The organism is Telluria sp. Soil_C_11 (assembly GCF_057657395.1).
In genome coordinates this window covers 200,297-217,483 of the sequence record NZ_JBDGIN010000003.1, presented here as the reverse complement: position 1 = coordinate 217,483, position 17,187 = coordinate 200,297, and the positions used below count along the sequence as shown (strand labels likewise).

18 protein-coding genes are annotated in these 17,187 nt (G+C 66.9%); 11 read left to right on the top strand and 7 right to left on the bottom strand.

The annotated features are described in order from the left end of the window. The first annotated feature begins 166 nt into the window (after positions 1–166). From AC3A6M_RS06540 to pcp, 3 genes are read left to right on the top strand one after another with little or no spacing between them, the layout of a single operon-like run. On the top strand, positions 167–886 hold the full coding sequence (locus AC3A6M_RS06540; RefSeq protein WP_487851921.1) for a DUF969 domain-containing protein: 720 nt from the start codon (positions 167–169) through the stop codon (positions 884–886). Next, positions 883–1,839, top strand: coding sequence for a DUF979 domain-containing protein (locus AC3A6M_RS06535; protein ID WP_487851920.1), 957 nt, complete (start codon positions 883–885; stop codon positions 1,837–1,839). Before AC3A6M_RS06540 ends, AC3A6M_RS06535 begins: the two co-directional genes overlap by 4 nt. Positions 1,840–1,843: 4 nt before the next feature. Further along, positions 1,844–2,491: a pyroglutamyl-peptidase I gene (gene pcp, locus AC3A6M_RS06530; protein WP_487851919.1), complete on the top strand. Its 648-nt coding sequence runs from the start codon at positions 1,844–1,846 to the stop codon at positions 2,489–2,491. Positions 2,492–2,494: 3 nt separating this feature from the next. On the opposite strand, the gene AC3A6M_RS06525 is transcribed toward pcp, so the two are convergent. The 4 genes from AC3A6M_RS06525 to AC3A6M_RS06510 are packed head-to-tail and all read right to left on the bottom strand — an operon-like array spanning position 2,495 to position 5,716. Next, positions 2,495–2,758, bottom strand: a complete 264-nt coding sequence (locus tag AC3A6M_RS06525; RefSeq protein WP_487851918.1) for a hypothetical protein — start codon at positions 2,756–2,758, stop codon at positions 2,495–2,497. A 46-nt stretch (positions 2,759–2,804) separates the two neighbouring features. Beyond that, positions 2,805–3,707, bottom strand: a complete 903-nt coding sequence (locus tag AC3A6M_RS06520; RefSeq protein WP_487851917.1) for a LysR family transcriptional regulator — start codon at positions 3,705–3,707, stop codon at positions 2,805–2,807. 9 nt (positions 3,708–3,716) lie between these two features. Then, positions 3,717–4,640: a pseudouridine-5'-phosphate glycosidase gene (locus tag AC3A6M_RS06515; protein WP_487851916.1), complete on the bottom strand. Its 924-nt coding sequence runs from the start codon at positions 4,638–4,640 to the stop codon at positions 3,717–3,719. Between the two features lie 2 nt (positions 4,641–4,642). Next, positions 4,643–5,716, bottom strand: coding sequence for a carbohydrate kinase (locus tag AC3A6M_RS06510; protein WP_487851915.1), 1,074 nt, complete (start codon positions 5,714–5,716; stop codon positions 4,643–4,645). A 351-nt stretch (positions 5,717–6,067) separates the two neighbouring features. Here AC3A6M_RS06510 and xapA point away from each other — a divergent pair, with 351 nt between their 5' ends. The 8 genes from xapA (at position 6,068) to AC3A6M_RS06470 (ending at position 14,985) form a co-directional block, all read left to right on the top strand. Continuing rightward, positions 6,068–6,904: a xanthosine phosphorylase gene (xapA, locus tag AC3A6M_RS06505; RefSeq protein WP_487851914.1), complete on the top strand. Its 837-nt coding sequence runs from the start codon at positions 6,068–6,070 to the stop codon at positions 6,902–6,904. A 148-nt stretch (positions 6,905–7,052) separates the two neighbouring features. Continuing rightward, positions 7,053–8,246: a phosphopentomutase gene (locus AC3A6M_RS06500; RefSeq protein WP_487851913.1), complete on the top strand. Its 1,194-nt coding sequence runs from the start codon at positions 7,053–7,055 to the stop codon at positions 8,244–8,246. Beyond that, positions 8,243–9,211, top strand: a complete 969-nt coding sequence (gene deoC / locus AC3A6M_RS06495) for a deoxyribose-phosphate aldolase (protein WP_487851912.1) — start codon at positions 8,243–8,245, stop codon at positions 9,209–9,211. The genes AC3A6M_RS06500 and deoC overlap by 4 nt, the downstream gene beginning before the upstream one ends. A 26-nt stretch (positions 9,212–9,237) precedes the next feature. Next, on the top strand, positions 9,238–11,616 hold the full coding sequence (locus tag AC3A6M_RS06490) for an aldehyde dehydrogenase family protein (RefSeq protein WP_487851911.1): 2,379 nt from the start codon (positions 9,238–9,240) through the stop codon (positions 11,614–11,616). A 114-nt stretch (positions 11,617–11,730) separates the two neighbouring features. Beyond that, entirely contained in the window at positions 11,731–13,053 is a 1,323-nt protein-coding gene (gene deoA, locus AC3A6M_RS06485; protein ID WP_487851910.1) for a thymidine phosphorylase, read from the top strand. A 112-nt stretch (positions 13,054–13,165) separates the two neighbouring features. Next, on the top strand, positions 13,166–13,570 hold the full coding sequence (locus AC3A6M_RS06480; RefSeq protein ID WP_487851909.1) for a cytidine deaminase: 405 nt from the start codon (positions 13,166–13,168) through the stop codon (positions 13,568–13,570). A 115-nt stretch (positions 13,571–13,685) separates the two neighbouring features. After that, on the top strand, positions 13,686–14,129 hold the full coding sequence (locus tag AC3A6M_RS06475; RefSeq protein ID WP_487851908.1) for a cupin domain-containing protein: 444 nt from the start codon (positions 13,686–13,688) through the stop codon (positions 14,127–14,129). 73 nt (positions 14,130–14,202) lie between these two features. Further along, entirely contained in the window at positions 14,203–14,985 is a 783-nt protein-coding gene (locus AC3A6M_RS06470; RefSeq protein WP_487851907.1) for a DUF2076 domain-containing protein, read from the top strand. A 13-nt stretch (positions 14,986–14,998) separates the two neighbouring features. Here the strand turns inward: AC3A6M_RS06470 and AC3A6M_RS06465 are convergent, their stop codons facing one another. From AC3A6M_RS06465 to AC3A6M_RS06455, 3 genes are all read right to left on the bottom strand, one after another. Next, positions 14,999–15,430 (bottom strand): VOC family protein, encoded by a 432-nt coding sequence (locus AC3A6M_RS06465; RefSeq protein WP_487851906.1) that lies wholly within the window; start codon positions 15,428–15,430, stop codon positions 14,999–15,001. Positions 15,431–15,491: 61 nt separating this feature from the next. Beyond that, positions 15,492–16,292: a LytR/AlgR family response regulator transcription factor gene (locus tag AC3A6M_RS06460; protein ID WP_487851905.1), complete on the bottom strand. Its 801-nt coding sequence runs from the start codon at positions 16,290–16,292 to the stop codon at positions 15,492–15,494. After that, positions 16,289–17,179 carry a sensor histidine kinase gene (locus AC3A6M_RS06455; protein ID WP_487851904.1) on the bottom strand — a complete coding sequence of 297 codons (891 nt, stop codon included), beginning with the start codon at positions 17,177–17,179 and terminating at the stop codon, positions 16,289–16,291. Before AC3A6M_RS06455 ends, AC3A6M_RS06460 begins: the two co-directional genes overlap by 4 nt. Positions 17,180–17,187: the final 8 nt, after the last annotated feature.

The following is a 17,187-nucleotide window of genomic DNA, read 5'->3' as shown; positions in this document are numbered from 1 at the left end:
TGCGCGCACGCAAAGCGGGCGAGGCCCGTGCATGCAACCGCCGCCTGGCCGGACTCAAAAGCCACGCCAACGCGGGCTGCGGCGGTGGATCTCATCCATTTGCGGTGCCGGCCTGGTACTGAGGTAATATCTCTTCGCCAAAAATAACGAACCCAGCTGGAGACCCATGCACACTGCCGTCAACCTGTGGCCGCTGCTCGGCATTGCCGTCGTCGTCGCCGGATTCCTGTTGCGCGCCAATCCGGTGCTGGTCGTGATCGCCGCCTGCGGCGTGACCGGCGTGGCCGGCGGCCTGTCCATCGTGCACCTGCTGGAGTCGCTCGGCACGGCCTTCGTCAAGACGCGCAACCTGCCGCTGATCCTGCTGCTGCCGCTGGCCGCGATCGGCCTGCTGGAGCGCGCCGGGCTGAAAGAGCACGCCCAGGCCAGCATCGCGAAGATCCGCTCCGCCACCACCGGGCGCCTGCTGACGGTCTACCTGCTGGTGCGCGAACTGGCCGCCGCCTTCGGCCTGACCAGCCTGGGCGGCCATCCGAACATGGTGCGTCCGCTGGTGGCGCCCATGGCCGAGGCGGCCGCCGAGGCGCGCGGCGTGACACTGGATGAAGCCATGCGCCAGCGCATCCGTGCGATGAGCGCCGCCACCGACAACGTCGGTTTGTTCTTCGGCGAAGACGTGTTCGTGGCCTTCGGCGCCATCGTGCTGATGCAGACCATCCTGCGCGCCGAGGGCCTGGAAGTCGATCCGCTGCACATGGCGCTGTGGGGCATCCCGACCGCGGTGACGGCCTTCCTGATCCACGCCTGGAACCTGCGCCGGCTCGACGCCCATATCCTGCGCGCCGCCGGCATCGCACGCGGCGCCGTGAGCGGAGCGGCGCGATGATCCTGGCGCTCGACGATTTCTACCTGCTGGTGGGCCTGCTGTTCGCGGCCACCGCCATCATGAACCTGCGCGACCGCAGCAATCCGCGCCGCTTCAGCACGGCGCTGTTCTGGGGCCTGTACGCGCTGCTCTACCTGGCTGGCGGGCGCATGCCGCCGGCGGCCACGGGCCTGCTGATGGTCGGGATGGCGCTGGTGGCGGGCGTTGGCCTGGTCAGGGGCGGCAAGGCGAGCATGCCGCCGGAAGAGGCGCGCCGCGCCAGTGCCGCCCGCCTGGGGCACAAGCTGCTGGTACCGGCGCTGGCGATCCCGGTGGTGACGATGCTCGGCTCGACCCTGCTCAAGGACGTGCGCATCGATGCGACGCCCTTGCTGGACCCGAAGAACCTGACCCTGGTGAGCATGGGCTGCGGTTCCATCGTCGCGCTGGCGCTGGCCTGCTGGCTCACGCGCGCGACTCCGCTGCAGGGCGTGCGCGAGGCACGCCGCCTGATCGATGCGATGGGCTGGGCGGTGGTGCTGCCGCACATGCTGGCCGTGCTCGGCCTGCTGTTTTCCGAGGCCGGCGTCGGCAAGGCCGTGGCCCACATCACGACCTCGTATATCGCGATGGATTCGCGCCTGGTCGCCTGCGCCGCCTTCTGCATCGGCATGGCGCTGTTCACGGTCGTGATGGGCAACGGCTTCGCCGCCTTCCCCGTGATCGCGGGCGGGATCGGGATCCCGGTGCTGGTCGGGGTGTATCATGCGAATCCGGCCGTGATGGCGGCGATCGGCATGTTCAGCGCCTACTGCGGCACCCTGATGACGCCGATGGCGGCCAACTTCAACATCGTGCCGGCGGCCCTGCTCGAGCTGCCGGACAAGAACGCCGTGATCAAGGCCCAGCTGCCGACCGCGCTGCCGCTGCTGCTGGCGAATATCGTCCTGTTGTACTTCCTGATGTATCGATAAGCCTATGAAAACCGTCCTGCTCACAGGATTCGATCCTTTCGATGGCGCCGCCATCAACCCTTCATGGGAAGCCGTGCGCCGGCTCGATGGCTGGCGCGGCGATGGCTTCAGGGTGGTGGCGCGCGAGCTGCCCTGCGTGTTCGGGCGCGCCGCCGAAGCGCTGCTTGGATCCGTCGACGAGCTCCGGCCCGATATCGTCATCGCGGTCGGCCAGGCCGGCGGGCGGCCCGAGATCTCGATCGAGCGGATCGCCATCAACGTCGACGATGCCCGCATCGCCGACAACCTCGGGCAGCAGCCGGTCGACGTTCCCATCGTCGCAAACGGCCCGGCGGCCTATTTCACGACCCTGCCGATCAAGGCCATGGCGGCGGCGATCCGCGAGCGGGGCATCGGGGCGGGCGTGTCGCAGACCGCCGGCACCTTCGTGTGCAACCATGTGTTCTATGCGCTGATGCACCACCTGCGCGGTTTGCCGGTCAAGGCAGGTTTTATCCATGTGCCTTTCCTGCCGGAGCAGGCGGAGGCTTATCCCGTGCAGCCGACGGCTTCGATGACGCTGGAGGAGATCGTGGCGGGCTTGCGCGTCGCGGTCGAGGTGGCGCTGGCGGTGGAGAATGACGTGGCGCTGGCGGGCGGCGCCACGCACTGAGGCTTATCCGGCCAGGCCTTTCTGGAGCAGGTCGGCAACCAGTTCGTTCATGTCGAGCCCGCGTTCCCTGGCCATGGCCTGCAACTGCCTGACCAGGTCGCCATTCAGCTTGACCGCGAACGGCACCAGCCCAAGGGCGCGGTCGCGCTCGCGCTGCTCGCGCCGGTCGACGGGCGCCGTCTCGGCAGTGCCGAAGGATGGTCCGCGCGGGCCAGCCTGGTTCATCAGCTTCTTGGCGTCGAACTTGGCCAGGTCGGTCTTTTTCATGGTGGTGCTTTCACAGGGTTTCGAGAACCCATTCTAACCGCGATGCCTATTCGCCTTCCGGATTCACGATCTTCAGGAACGCCCGCACCACCGGCGCATCGTCCTGGATCGGATAGGTGATGTACAGGTTGGCCGACGGCGGATTCCCCTTGATCGGCAAGAACCGCACGCCCGGCCAGCCGATCCGGCCGGTGGTCTCCGGCATCAGCGCCACACCGAGGCCGGCGCCGACCATCGCCAGCAGCGTCTGCGGCTCGGCCGCTTCCTGGAAGATGGTCGGCTGGAAGCCGGCGTTCACGCAGCACTGGATCAGGTAGCGCGGCTCGGCCGATTGGTCGAGGTGCAGGGTCAGCAGCGGTTCGCCGGCGACATCCAGCAGGTCGATGTGCTCCTTGCTTGCCAGCGGATGCTGGGCGTTGACCGCCACGCAGTAGTTCTCCTGGAAGCACAGGTCCTGGCGCAGGCTGGCGTGCTTCAGTTCGTCCGCATCGCGCTTGGGCTCGCGCCAGAAGCCGACGTCGATCTGCCTGCCGCGCAGGGCATCCCACTGTTCGTTCGGGCCGAGTTCGTGGATGGTCCAGGTCACGCGCGGGAACTGGCTCTGGAACTGCTCCAGCAGGCCGGGGATCGGACCCCACATCGCCGAGCCGACGATGCCCACGCGCAGGCGCCCGACTTCGCCGCGGTCGATCTGGCGGATGGTGTCGACCGCCATGCGCATGCGGCCCAGCAGGTCGGAGGCTTCCTGCATGAAGGCCTTGCCGGCTACCGTCAGTTCGAAGCTGCGCGTGGTGCGCGCGAACAGGCGCACCCCCAGCTCGCTTTCAAGCTTCATGATCTGCTGGGACAGCGGCGGCTGCGAGATGTGCAGGCGTTCGGCGGCGCGGCTGAAGCTTTTTTCTTCGGCCACGGCGAGGAAGTATTTCAGCTGCTTCAGGTCGATCGACATGGTGATCCGTCAGGATTGGTGAACCGTGTGTGCCAGCGCCACGGCCAGTTTGGCGCCGACCAGGGCATTGTGCTTGACCAGCGCGATATTGGTGGCGAGGCTGCGCCCCCCCGTCAGTTCCTTGATCCGCGCCAGCAGGAAAGGCGTGACAAGCTTGCCTTTCACGCCCTGTTCATCGGCCTCGCGCAGGGCCTGGGCGATGATGGCGTCGATCTCTTCGTTGCGCATGGCGGCGGCTTCCGGCACCGGATTGCTGACCACCACGCCGCCGTCCAGGCCGAGCTGCCACTTGGTGCGGATGAAGCGCGCTTGGTTCTCGGCCGTGTCGAGCTGGAAGTCGGCCCGGAAGCCGCTGTCGCGGGTGAAGAAGGCCGGGAAGGCGGCCTGGCCGACGCTCACCACCGGCACGCCGTGGGTTTCGAGGTATTCGAGGGTGAGGCCGATGTCGAGGATGGACTTCACGCCCGCGCACACCACGGCCACGCCGGTCTGCGCCAGTTCCTGCAGGTCGGCCGAGATGTCGAAGCTGGTCTCGGCGCCGCGGTGCACGCCGCCGATGCCGCCGGTGACGAAGACCTCGATGCCGGCCAGCTTCGCGCAGATCATGGTAGCGGCCACGGTGGTGGCGCCGAGCTTCTTCTGCGACAGCACATAGGCCAGGTCGCGCCGGCTGACCTTGATCGCGTCCTTCGACTGGCCGAGCAGCTCGAGCTGTTCGTCGGCCAGGCCGATGCAGATGCGGCCGTCGATCAGGGCGATGGTGGCCGGCACCGCGCCGGCGTCGCGGATCACCTGCTCGACTTCGCGCGCGGTCTGCACGTTCTGCGGGTAGGGCATGCCGTGCGAGATGATGGTCGATTCGAGCGCGACGACCGGCTTGCCGGCGGCGCGGGCGCCTTGCACTTCGGGAGAAAACTGGAGAAAGGCTTGCATGTTCAGTCCTGGGTGTTCGTGTTCATGAGAGTGTCCGGTCCGAGCCGCGGGTGCACGGTCTGCGCCACGCCGAGGGTCAGCGCGGACAGCTTCAGGCCGCGGCGGCAGGCCAGTTCGAGGTCGTCGCCATCTTGCAGCAGCGACCAGCACACGGCGGCCGCAAAGGCATCGCCGGCGCCGGTCACGTCGACCACCTCGGCGCCGTCCGCGTGCAGGCGCACGATGTCATCGCCGCGGGTAAACAGCACGCCGTCGGCGCCGCGCGTGACGACCAGGTCGCGCACGCCCCGGGCCCGCACCTCGGCCACCGCCGCATCGAGCCCGGTGTCGCCGGCCAGTTCGCGTCCGGCCAGCGCGGCGAGCTCGCCGCGGTTCAGGATCAGCAGGCGCACGCCGTCAAGGTCGCGCGGCAGGCGCGCCATCTTCGGCTCCGACACCGCCACCAGCACCAGCGGCACCTCGCTGCGCCGGGCCTGGGCGAGCAGGGCGTCCACCGTCGCCAGCGGCAGGTTGAGGTCGGCCACCACCAGCGCGCTGGCCGCGAGCTGGGCCTGGCGGCTGTCGACGAAGGCCGGGTCGAGGCGGTCGTAGAGGGCCATGTCGGCCAGCGCGACCACCATCTCGCCATCCTGGTCCAGCACCGCCGTGTAGGTGCCGCTGGCCACGCCCTCGAGCTGCAGCGTGCCGCCCGTGTCGATGCCGAGGGTTTGCGCATGCGCGAGCAGGGCGGCGCCCGAGCTGTCCTTGCCCGTCGCCGTCAGTAAAGCAACCGCCGTGCCCAGGCGTGCGAGATTCTCGGCGATGTTGCGCGCGACCCCGCCGAAGGATTCGCTCTGGCTGGCCGGATTCGAGGTGTGCAGGGCGATGCCGGCCAGCGAGCGCAGCTTGCGGTCGAGGTTGGCCGCGCCGATGCAGGTGACGGGACGGCGGTCCGGCAGGACGTAGGCGCGCCCGAGCAGCTTGCGCTCGCGGATCAGGCCCGCGATGTAGCCGGCCACGGCCGAGCGCGACAGGCCCAGGCTGCCCGCCAGGTCCTGCTGCGCAATGAAGGGATTCGCGCGGATCAGTTCCAGCAACTGTTGTTTTTTTGAGTGCTCGGTCACGGCAGGGGCAGTCGATATGGGTATAAACAATTGTTTGTGATGTTAAACATTTGTTTGGCGAGCGTCAACGCAACAGTTCATCCCTCTGGCGGCGGCAGGCTGAACGATGTATCGCCATGCATACAGGGGCGAATCCATATTTATACATTCTATATATAAATCGAGCAAATATTTGGTATTTGCCATACCAATCCACGATAATGCATAGTTCGATTATTTTGGTGCGCCGGATTCCCGCAATCGGTGCAGCCCTGCAGTACAAGGCCTCTCCGGTCCACCCAGCACGAACCCGAACTCCAGCGATATCTCACAAGGAAGCCATCCATGCTCAGCAACACCCCATTCGAAGCCGCCGACGTCATCCGTGCCCGCAAGCCCGGTTTCGCGCCGCGCGTGGCACTCATCCTCGGCTCCGGTCTCGGCGTGCTGGCCGAGCAGATGAGCGATGCGGTGGCGATCAGCTATGCCGACCTGCCGGGCTTCCCGATCAGCACGGTGCACGGCCACGCCGGCGAACTGGTGCTCGGCACCCTGGCCGGCGTGCCGGTCGCCTGCATGAAGGGCCGCGGCCACTTCTACGAAGGCTACGGCGCCAGCGTGATGACCTCCGCGGTGCGCACCCTGAAGCTGATCGGCTGCGAACTGCTGTTCGTGACCAACGCCGCCGGCTCGCTGCGTCCTGAAGTCGACGCCGGCAGCATCGTGGCGCTGACCGACCACATCAACCTGCTGCCGGGCAGCCCGATGGCCGGCCCGAACGACGAGCGTTTCGGCCCGCGCTTCTTCAGCATGGCCAACGCGTACGACGCCGAGACCCGCGAACTGGTCAAGACCGTCGCCAAAGAGAAGGGCATCACCCTGCACCAAGGCGTGTACCTGTCGACCCCGGGCCCGCACTTCGAAACCGCCGCCGAGATCCGCGCCTTCCGTACCATGGGCGCCGACGTGGTCGGCATGTCGGTGGTGCCGGAAGTGATCGCCGCCCGCCACTGCGGCCTGAAGGTGGCCGGCGTCTCCGCCATCACCAACCTGGCCGAAGGCCTGACCCCGTTCCCGCTGTCGCACGAGCAGACCCTGAAGTATGCTGCGGTGGCGGCCAAGGATCTGGTTACCCTGATTTATTCGTTCATTGAGCGTTTGGGCGCTACCGCTAACGCCTGATTCGTCGTCCCTGCGGCTAATCGTCGTTCCCGCGAAGGCGGGAACCCAAGTTTGCAAGAGCAGTCGAGTTGCACGCAAACTTGGACCCCCGCCTTCGCGGGGGCGACGAATGAAAGGTCGCGGGTTCGATTCTGGAGATAACTAATTTATGTCACGCGCATTCATCCTCCTGCTTGACTCCTTCGGCCTCGGCGCGCTGCCGGATGCCGACAAGTACGGCGACCTCGGCGCCAACACCCTCGGCCACATCGCCGCATGGGCCGCGCAGGAAGGCAAGCCGATGTCGCTGCCTAACCTCGAACGCATCGGCCTGGGCGCCGCCGCGCACAAGGCCAGCGGCGAATGGCCGGCCGGCTTCGCGAAACGCGAGGGCTTCAGCGGCGCCTGGGGCGTCGCCCGCGAACAGTCGACCGGCAAGGACACGCAGAGCGGCCACTGGGAAATCGCCGGCGTGCCGGTGCTGTTCGACTGGGGCTACTTCCCGAAGACCGTGCCGAGCTTCCCGAAAGAGCTGACCGACAAGCTGCAGGAGATCACCGGCGTGCCGGGCTGGCTGGGCAACTGCCACGCCTCGGGCACGACCATCATCAACGAGCTGGGCGACGAGCATGTCGCCACCGGCAAGCCGATCCTGTACACCTCGGCCGACTCGGTGCTGCAGATCGCCGCGCACGAAGAGTCCTTCGGCCTGGAGCGCCTGTACGAAGTGTGCGAAGCGGCGTATGAACTGGTCAAGCCCTACAACATCGGCCGCGTGATCGCGCGTCCCTTCACCGGCTCGAACGGCAACTACAAGCGCACCAGCAACCGCCACGACTATGCCGTGCCACCGGTCGCGCCGACCCTGCTCGACCACGTCAAGGACGCTGGCGGCGAAGTCATCGCACTGGGCAAGATCAGCGACATCTTCGCGGGCCAGGGCGTGACCCGGCTGATCAAGGGCGCCGACAACATGGCGCTGTTCGACCGCCTGCTGGAAGTGGCCGATACGGCCGCCGACAAGTCGCTGACCTTCGTGAACTTCGTCGACTTCGACATGCACTTCGGCCACCGCCGCGATGTCGCCGGCTACGCGAACGCGCTGCACGAACTGGACGCGCGCCTGCCGGAATTCACGGCCAGGCTGAAGGAAGGCGACCTGGTCGTGATCACCGCCGACCACGGCTGCGACCCGACCTGGCCCGGCTCGGACCACACCCGCGAACACATCCCGATGCTGTTCTTCGGCCCGGCCGCGCCCGCGCGCGAACTGCCGACCGCCGACACGTTCAGCGATATCGGTGCAACCCTTGCCAAACACCTCGGCGTCAAACCTCTCTCGAACGGAACTGCCCTGATATGAGCCCGAACCTCGACTCTACAATCATCACTGCGCGCAACACGGCCATCGGCCTCGACCTGGGCTGGATCAACCACCTCAAGGTCAACCGCAACGCCGCCGACCGCCGCGCCGCCAGCCTGGCGAACCGCCGCACGGTCAAGAAGGACTACCAGGCTGCCTGGCTGGTGAAAGCCATCCAGTGCATCGACCTGACCACCCTGTCCGGCGACGACACCCCGGGCCGCGTCGAGCGCCTGTGCATGAAGGCGATGCGCCCGCTGCGCACCGACCTGATGCAGGCACTGGGCCTGGACAACCTGACTACCGGCGCCGTCTGCGTGTACCACGAGATGATCCAGCCGGCCGTGCAGGTGCTGCAGGGCCGTCTGCCGATCGCCGCCGTGTCGACCGCGTTCCCGGCCGGCCTGTCGAGCATGGAAACCAAGCTGCGCGAGATCGAGCTGTCGGTGGCCGCAGGCGCGACCGAGATCGACATCGTGATCACCCGCCAGCACGTCCTGACCGGCAACTGGCAGGCGCTGTACGACGAGATGCTGGCCTACCGCCAGGCGTGCGGCGAAGCGCACGTGAAAGCCATTCTCGCGACCGGCGACCTGGTCACGCTGGAAAACGTGGCCAAGGCTTCGTGGGTCTGCATGATGGCCGGCGCCGACTTCATCAAGACCTCGACCGGCAAGGAAGGCGTGAACGCCACCATCCCGGTGTCGCTGGTGATGGTGCGCGCGATCCGCGAATACTACGAACAAACCGGCTTCAAGGTTGGCTACAAGCCGGCCGGCGGCGTCAGCACGGCGAAATCCGCGCTGCAGTACCTGACCGTGATGAAGGAAGAGCTGGGCAACGAGTGGCTGCAGCCGCACCTGTTCCGCATCGGCGCCTCCAGCCTGCTGACCGACATCGAGCGCCAGCTCGAACATCATGTGACGGGCTTCTATTCCGCCGCCCATCGCCACGCGCAACCTTAATAAGCAAAAAAGCACACGGATTCGTCATGCCTACTATTAAAGAGATTCTTCAGACTATGGATTACGGCCCCGCACCCGAAAGCACCAAGGAAGCGCAAGCGTGGCTGGACCAGCATGGCCGCCGTTTCGGCCTGTTCATCGATAACGCCTGGACCGAAGCGACCGAGACCTTCGGCTCCTTCAACCCCGCCGACGGCAGCGAACTGGCCCAGGTGACGCAAGCCACCTCGGACGACGTGAACCGCGCCGTCGAAGCCGCACGCCGCGCCCAGCCGGGCTGGGTGGCGATGGGCGGCCATGGCCGCGCCAAGGTCCTGTATGCGCTGGCTAGGTTGCTGCAGAAGCACTCGCGCCTGTTCGCCGTGCTCGAGACCCTGGACAACGGCAAGACCATCCGCGAAACCCGCGATGCCGACCTGCCGCTGGCCGCGCGCCATTTCTACCATCACGCCGGCTGGGCCCAGCTGCAGTCGGAAGAGTTCGCCGACTACCGCGCCGTCGGCGTGGTCGGCCAGATCGTGCCCTGGAACTTTCCGCTGCTGATGCTGGCATGGAAGGTCGCGCCGGCGCTGGCCGCGGGTAACACCATCGTCTTCAAGCCGGCCGAGTTCACCTCGCTGACGGCGCTGCTGTTCGCCGAGATCTGCCAGCAGGCCGGTGTGCCGGCCGGCGTGGTCAACATCGTCACCGGCGACGGCCGCGTGGGCGAGGCGATCGTCAACCATCCGGGCATCGACAAGCTGGCCTTCACCGGCTCGACCGAAGTCGGCCGCATCATCAGGAAGAGCACTGCCGGTTCCGGCAAGAAGCTGTCGCTGGAACTGGGCGGCAAGTCGCCCTTCATCGTCTTCGAAGACGCGGACCTGGACGCCGCCGTCGAAGGCCTGGTCGACTCGATCTGGTTCAACCAGGGCCAGGTCTGCTGCGCAGGCTCGCGCCTGCTGGTGCAGGAATCTGTCTACCCGCGCTTCATCGCCAAGGTCAAGGCGCGCATGCAGAACCTGCGCGTCGGCTCGCCGCTGGATAAATCGAACGACATCGGCGCGCTGGTCGATCCGGTGCAGCAGCAGCGCATCACCGGCCTGGTCGAATCGGCCCGCGCCGAAGGTTGCGAGATCTGGCAGCCGGCCTGCGACATGCCGGTTGGCGGCTCGTGGTTCCTGCCGACCCTGATCACCGGTGCCTCGACCTCGGCCGCCGTGGCCCAGACCGAAATCTTCGGCCCGGTGCTGGTGGCGATGAGCTTCCGCACCCCGGGCGAGGCGGTCCAGTTGGCGAATAACACCGTGTACGGCCTGGCCGCCTGCGTGTGGACCGAGTCGATCAGCCTGGCGCTGGACGTCGCGCCGGCCATCAAGGCGGGCGTGGTATGGATCAACACCGCCAACCAGTTCGACGCAGCCTGCGGCTTCGGCGGCTACAAGGAATCGGGCTTCGGCCGCGAAGGCGGCAAGGAAGGCATGTACGAGTACCTGACCCCGCTGGCGGAAGACCGCCGCCCGGCCGCACCGGTCATCGCCGAGAAGGGCAAAGTGAAACCGGCGGAAGAGGGCAATCCCTTCGCCGTCGACCGCACCGCCAAGCTCTACATCGGCGGCAAGCAGGCCCGCCCGGACGGCGCCTACAGCCGCGCGATCCATGGCGCCAACGGCCAGTTCCTCGCCGACATCGGCGAAGGCAACCGCAAGGACATCCGCAACGCCGTCGAAGCCGCGCACAAGGCAGCCGGCTGGTCCAAGGCGACCGCGCACAACCGCGCGCAAGTCCTGTACTACATCGCCGAGAACCTGGCCGTGCGCGCCGACGAATTCGCCGCCCGCATCGCCCAGCAGACCGGCGCGAAGAACGCCGCCGCGGAAGTCCAGGCCTCGATCGAGCGCCTGTTCTACTGGGCCGCATGGGCCGACAAGTACGACGGCCTGGCGCACCAGCCGCCGATGCACGGCATCACCGTGGCGCTGAACGAGCCGGTCGGCGTGATCGGCATCGTCTGCCCGAACGAGAACCCGCTGCTGGGATTCATCTCGCTGGTGGCCCCGGCGCTGGCGCTGGGCAACCGCGTGATCGCCGTGCCGTCGGAAGCGCATCCGCTGTCGGCGCTCGACCTGTACCAGGTGCTGGACACCTCCGACCTGCCGGGCGGCGCGCTGAACATCGTGACGGGTTCGGCCGACGAGCTGGCGCGTACGCTGGCGTCGCACTTCGACGTCGACGCCGTGTGGCGCCACGACGGTTCGCTTGAGGGCTGCGCCGAAGTCGAGCGCCTGTCGGCCGAGTCGCTGAAGCGCACCTGGACCGGCGGCGCGAAAGGCCGCGACTGGTTCGATGCGAAGCAGGCTTGCGGCAAGACCGTGCTGCAGCATGCTTCGCAGGTGAAGAACGTCTGGATTCCGTACGGCGTCTGATCGATTGTTTAATGTAGGGTGGGCTCACCGAGCCCACGCGGACGCCAGCAAGATGCCGGCGTCACGCGTGGGCACGGGGTGCCCACCCTACGGTGTTTATAGAGAGCGAATACCATGTTCCTCCCCCAAGAAATCATCCGCAAGAAGCGCGACGGCGGCGTCCTGAGCAAGGAAGAGATCCAGTTCTTCGTGCGCGGCATCCCCAACGGTGACGTGACCGAAGGCCAGATCGCCGCCCTGGCGATGGCCGTCTACTTCAACGACATGAACATGGACGAACGCGTCGCCTTCACCCTGGCGATGCGCGATTCCGGCCAGGTCATGGAGTGGAAGTCGCTGAACCTGCCGGGTCCCGTGGTCGACAAGCACTCGACCGGCGGCGTGGGCGACGTCGTCTCGCTGATGCTGGGCCCGATGATCGCGGCCTGCGGCGGCTTCGTGCCGATGATCTCGGGCCGCGGCCTGGGCCACACCGGCGGCACGCTCGACAAATTCGATTCGATCCCCGGCTACTCGACCGTGCCCGATCCGGACCTGTTCAAGAAAGTCGTGAAGGAAGTCGGCGTCGCCATCATCGGCCAGACCGCCCAGCTGGCGCCGGCCGACAAGCGCTTCTACAGCATCCGCGACACCACGGCCACCGTGGAGTCGGTCGCGATGATCACCGGTTCGATCCTGTCGAAGAAACTGGCCGCCGGCCTGGACGCCCTGGTCATGGACGTCAAGGCGGGCAGCGGCGCCTTCATGCCGACCTACGAGAAGTCGGTCGAGCTGGCCGAATCGATCGTCAAGGTCGGCAACGGCGCCGGAACGAAGACCTCGGCGATCCTGACCGGCATGAACGAGTCGCTGTGCCCGGCGGCCGGCAACGCGGTCGAAGTGCGCGTCGCGATCGACTACCTGACGGGTAAATCGCGTCCGGCGCGCCTGCACGAAGTCACGATGGCGCTGTGCGCCGAGATGCTGGTCATCTCCGGCCTGGCCGCGACCTCCGACGAAGCCCGCGCGAAGCTGCAGCACGCGCTGGACTCCGGCGAAGCCGCCGAGCGCTTCGCGCGCATGGTCACCGCCCTGGGCGGCCCGGCCGACCTGATGGACAAGCCGGACGCCCACCTGGCCAAGGCCCCGATCGTGGTGCCGGTGCCGGCGCTGGAATCGGGCTACGCGTATGCGACCGACTGCCGCGGCCTGGGCCTGGCCGTGGTCGCGCTGGGCGGCGGCCGAGTGCGCCCGCAGGACCCGATCGACTTCGCCGTCGGCCTGACCGGCCTGGCCGAACTGGGCGACAGGATCGACGCCGGCCAGCCGCTGGCGATGGTGCACGCGCGCACCCAGGAAGCGGCCGAGCAGGCCGTGCGCCAGGTGCAGGCGGCCTACCGCATCGCGCAGGAGCAGCCGGCGGCGCAGCCGATGATCTACAAGACGATTCGTCCGTAAGAATGACCCGTCGTCCCCGCGAAGGCGGGGACCCAAGTTCTGCATGAGCCGCCGAAACGCATGCAAACTTGGGTTCCCGCCTGCGCGGGAACGACGACGATCTGGAGTCCCCATGAAATACGAAAAACTCATCGAAGAAGCCCGCGCCGCCCGCGAACTGGCCTACACCCCGTACTCGAAGTTCAAGGTCGGCGCCGCGCTCGAATGCAAGGATGGCCGCATCTTCCGCGGCTGCAATGTGGAGAACGCTTCCTACGGCCTGTGCAACTGCGCCGAGCGCACCGCCTTCTTCTCGGCCATCGCCCACGGCTACAAGCCGGGCGACTTCACGGCCCTGGCCGTGATCGGCGACACCGACGGCCCGATCGCTCCCTGCGGCGCCTGCCGCCAGGTGACCCTGGAGCTGGGGGGCAACGAGCTGCCGGTGGTGCTGACCAACCTGAAGGGCGAGCTGATGGAAACCACCGCCGCCGGTCAACTGCCGAACGCGTTCGGCGGCTGGGACCTGAAGAAGTAAGCAGCAAGGATCGCCGCCGTTTCCGGCTCCCGGAGACGCCGGCGGATTGTCCTTCATGGACTGCCAAAAAAGGATCATAGTAAGGTCCTGATCCAGCAGTTCCGCGGAGGGCGCCATGAGCAAGCACATCGTTGTAATGAAGCAAGGCGAAGGAGAAACCTTGAGCGTCCTCGGCGCCCAGGTGAAATTCCTGTGCCCGGGTGACAAGACTGACCATGCCTGGTCCTTGATGGAAGTCGTGCTTCCCATGCACGCGGGTCCGCCGCCGCATGATCATGCATGGGATGAAGCCTACTATGTGACCCAAGGGCAAGTGCGCTTCCAGGTGGCCGGACAGGAGCAGCTCATCCAGGCCGGCGAATTTCTTTATGCTCCCGGCGGTACGCTCCATGCTTTCGAAGGCGCTTCCGAAGCGCCGGCGCACATGCTGATCATCGATGCGCCCGCCCACGCCGAAGCGTTCTTCCGCGACGTCGACCGGGAGGTCAAGGGGCCGGATGACCTGGCCAGGATTCCGGAGATCGGCAGGCGTAACCAGATTTTCTTCAGGCCCGCGTAAGCTGGTCGACTTGAAATCCTGACCACACCCTCAACATGGGCCTAACCGGATTCGATATTTAGGAGGCAAGTCCATGAGCCCGCAAGATTCGCAGATGTTGCACGATTTCCTGAGCCAGCTGATCCAGGCGCGCGGTATCCAGAAGGATCCGGAAGCGGATGCCCTGATCCAGCGCGCGGTCGCCCAGCAGCCGGACGCCGCCTACCTGCTGGTCCAGCGCTCGCTGCTGCTGGAACAGGCACTGAAAAGCGCCAAGGACCAGATTGCCCAGCTGGAAAACCAGGTCCGCTCGGCCCAGCAGGGCGACAGGCGGTTCCTGGATGCCAACACCTGGGGCAATAGCGGCGACGCCCGTCCCGCCAGTGCGCCCATGCAGCAGGAAAGGCGCGAGTACCAGCGCGACCCCCGCGATTATCCGCCGCAGTATCCAGCGCAATCCCAGCAGCCGTCGATGATGGGCGGCATGTTCGGCGCACGCCCCGGCGGCTTCCTGGGCGGCGGCGGTGGCCTGCTGGGCTCGATCGCGGCGACCGCGGCCGGCGTGGCAGCCGGCAACTTCCTGTTCCATGGCCTGGACAATATGTTCCACCACCATGACCAGGGCGGCGGCAGCCGTCTGCTGAACAGTGACGACACGGGCAACAACCTGTTCAGCGACCAGTCCGGCAGTTCGCTGGCCGAGCAGGCGGGCCTGGGCGATATCGGCCAATCCTCCGGCCGTCATTTGCTCGACACCGACCCCGGCGACGTCGCGTCGGAAGGCCTGTTCGACAGCGGCCTCGACGATAGCGGCGGCCTGGACAGCAATGGCGGCTTCTTCGACGGCGACGGCTCCGACGAGGGCTTGTTCAGCTGATCCGCCCGGCCGATCAAGGCTTATTGAACAGCTGCTCGGGCTTCCACGGGTCGTAGGTCCCGACATTCCACACATGGCCTTCGGGGTCGCGGCACAAAAAGCCGCGGCTGCCGAATTCGGTGTCGGCCGGCTCCTGCAGGATGCTGGCCCCGGCATTGCGCGCGCGCTCGCAGACGCGGTCGGCATCCTTGACGTGCAGGTAGACGGTCTGGGTTTCGCGGCCGCCGATTTCGTCCGGCTGGGCCAGCAGGCGACCATATTCTCCTTCGCTGCTGACCGAGCCCAGCATGATCATGCCGCCGTCCAGTGTCAGCTGGGCGTGGGCGATGGCGCCGTCGATGCCCGGCACCGCCATCTGGCATTCGAAACCGAAGGCTTCGCACAGCCAGTCGATGGCGGCGGGCGTGTCGCGGTAGCGCAGGCAGGGGATGGCAATCGACGGCATGGCGGCTCCTTGATCGATGGATGCGGGGGACGCATCCATCCTACCAGCACCACCGGACGATTCACATCTGCTGGAACAGATAGGTGTGGTTGCGGCTCACTTCGAGCTCGAACGGATGGCCGCGCAGCCTGAGCATATGGCGGCCGCGCAGGTCGCGCGCGACTTCGCCGATGGCGTCCACGCGCACCAGGGTCGAGCGGTGGATGCGCCAGAACTCGTCCGGATCGAGCTCTTCGGCCAGCTCCTTCAGGGTCTTGCGGATCAGGAATTCGCCGCCCGCCGTCTGCACCCGCGTGTACTTTTCGTCCGACTGGAAGAACAGCACTTCGCGCGTGCTCACCATGCGCAGGCTGGCGCCGACCTGGGCCTGGATCCAGCGCAGGTAGCCGGTCTTCGGCTTTTCCTGGCCGCGGTTTTCCAGCAGCGCCGTCAGTCTCGCCAGCTGCTGGCCGATGTCCGGCTGGGCGGGAGAGGGCGCTTTCATTCGCGCTTTCAGCTGAACCTGCAGGCGCGCGCAGGTCGTCGCCAGGCGCTCCGCGGTCACCGGCTTGAGCAGGTAGTCGAGCGCGCCCTGTTCGAAGGCGTCCAGCGCGTACTGGTCGTAGGCGGTGGCGAATACGATGTGCGAGTGCCGGTACAGCTGGCGCGCCGCTTCGATGCCGTTCAGGCCCGGCATGCGGATGTCGAGGAAGGCGATGTCGGGCCGATGCTGTTCGCCCAGCGCCACGGCTTCGACGCCGTTCGCGGCCTCGGCCACGATGCGCAGTTCCGGCCAGACCGCGGCCAGGCGCGCACGCAGCAGGTCGCGCATCGGCGCCTCGTCGTCGGCGATCATCGCGGTGAGCACGCCTCCGTTCATCATGCGGTCTCCATCATCTGGTAGGGCAGCTTGATCAGGGCGCAGGCGCCGCCGCTGGCCGGGGTGTGGATCACCAGCTCGGCGTTCGCGCCGTACAGCAGTTGCAGGCGTTCGCGGATATTCGCCAGGCCGATGCCGTCGTCCGCGTGCGGGTCGATGCCGATGCCGTCGTCGCAGACTTCGACGTGCAGGGTGGCGCCGTCGACATAGGCGCGCACGGTGACGGTGCCGCCCGCGATCTTCGGCTCCAGGCCGTGCTTGATGGCGTTCTCGATCAGGGTCTGCAGCATCATCGGCGGGAACGGCGCGCTGCCGAGGAAGACCGGCACCTCGAAGCGCACGTTCAGCCTTTCCTTCATCCGCGCCTGCATGATCGACAGGTAGGCCTTCGACAGCTCGACCTGCTTGCCCAGCGTGGCGCCGTCGCGGGCGCGCATCTGCGGCAGGGTCGAGCGCAGGTATTCGATCAGGTGGGCGTGCACGCGCGCCGCTTCCTGCGGATCGGTCTCGATCAGCTGGCCGATCAGGGCCAGGGTGTTGAACAGGAAGTGCGGCTCGACCTGGGCCTGCAGGGCGGCCATCTGCGCTTCCATCAGGCGCCGCTCGAGGGTGGCGACATTGGCCTGCATCGTCGCTTCCTTCGCCAGCAGCTCGGCTTTCCGCTTGCCGCCGGCGAGGATCTTCACGCCGAACGAGGCGATCAGGTACCAGGTTGCCAGCTCCGGCATGTTCAGGGGCACGCAGACCAGGAACGCGAGGAACCAGGTCAGCGCCAGCTGGCGCCATTCGACCACGGCGAGCCAGTCGAAAAAGCGCCACCACAGTTTGCTGGCTTCGTTGAAGGCGTCGCGCAGGAAGTCGAGGCCCTGGTTGATCTGGCTGGCGCTCATGATACGGA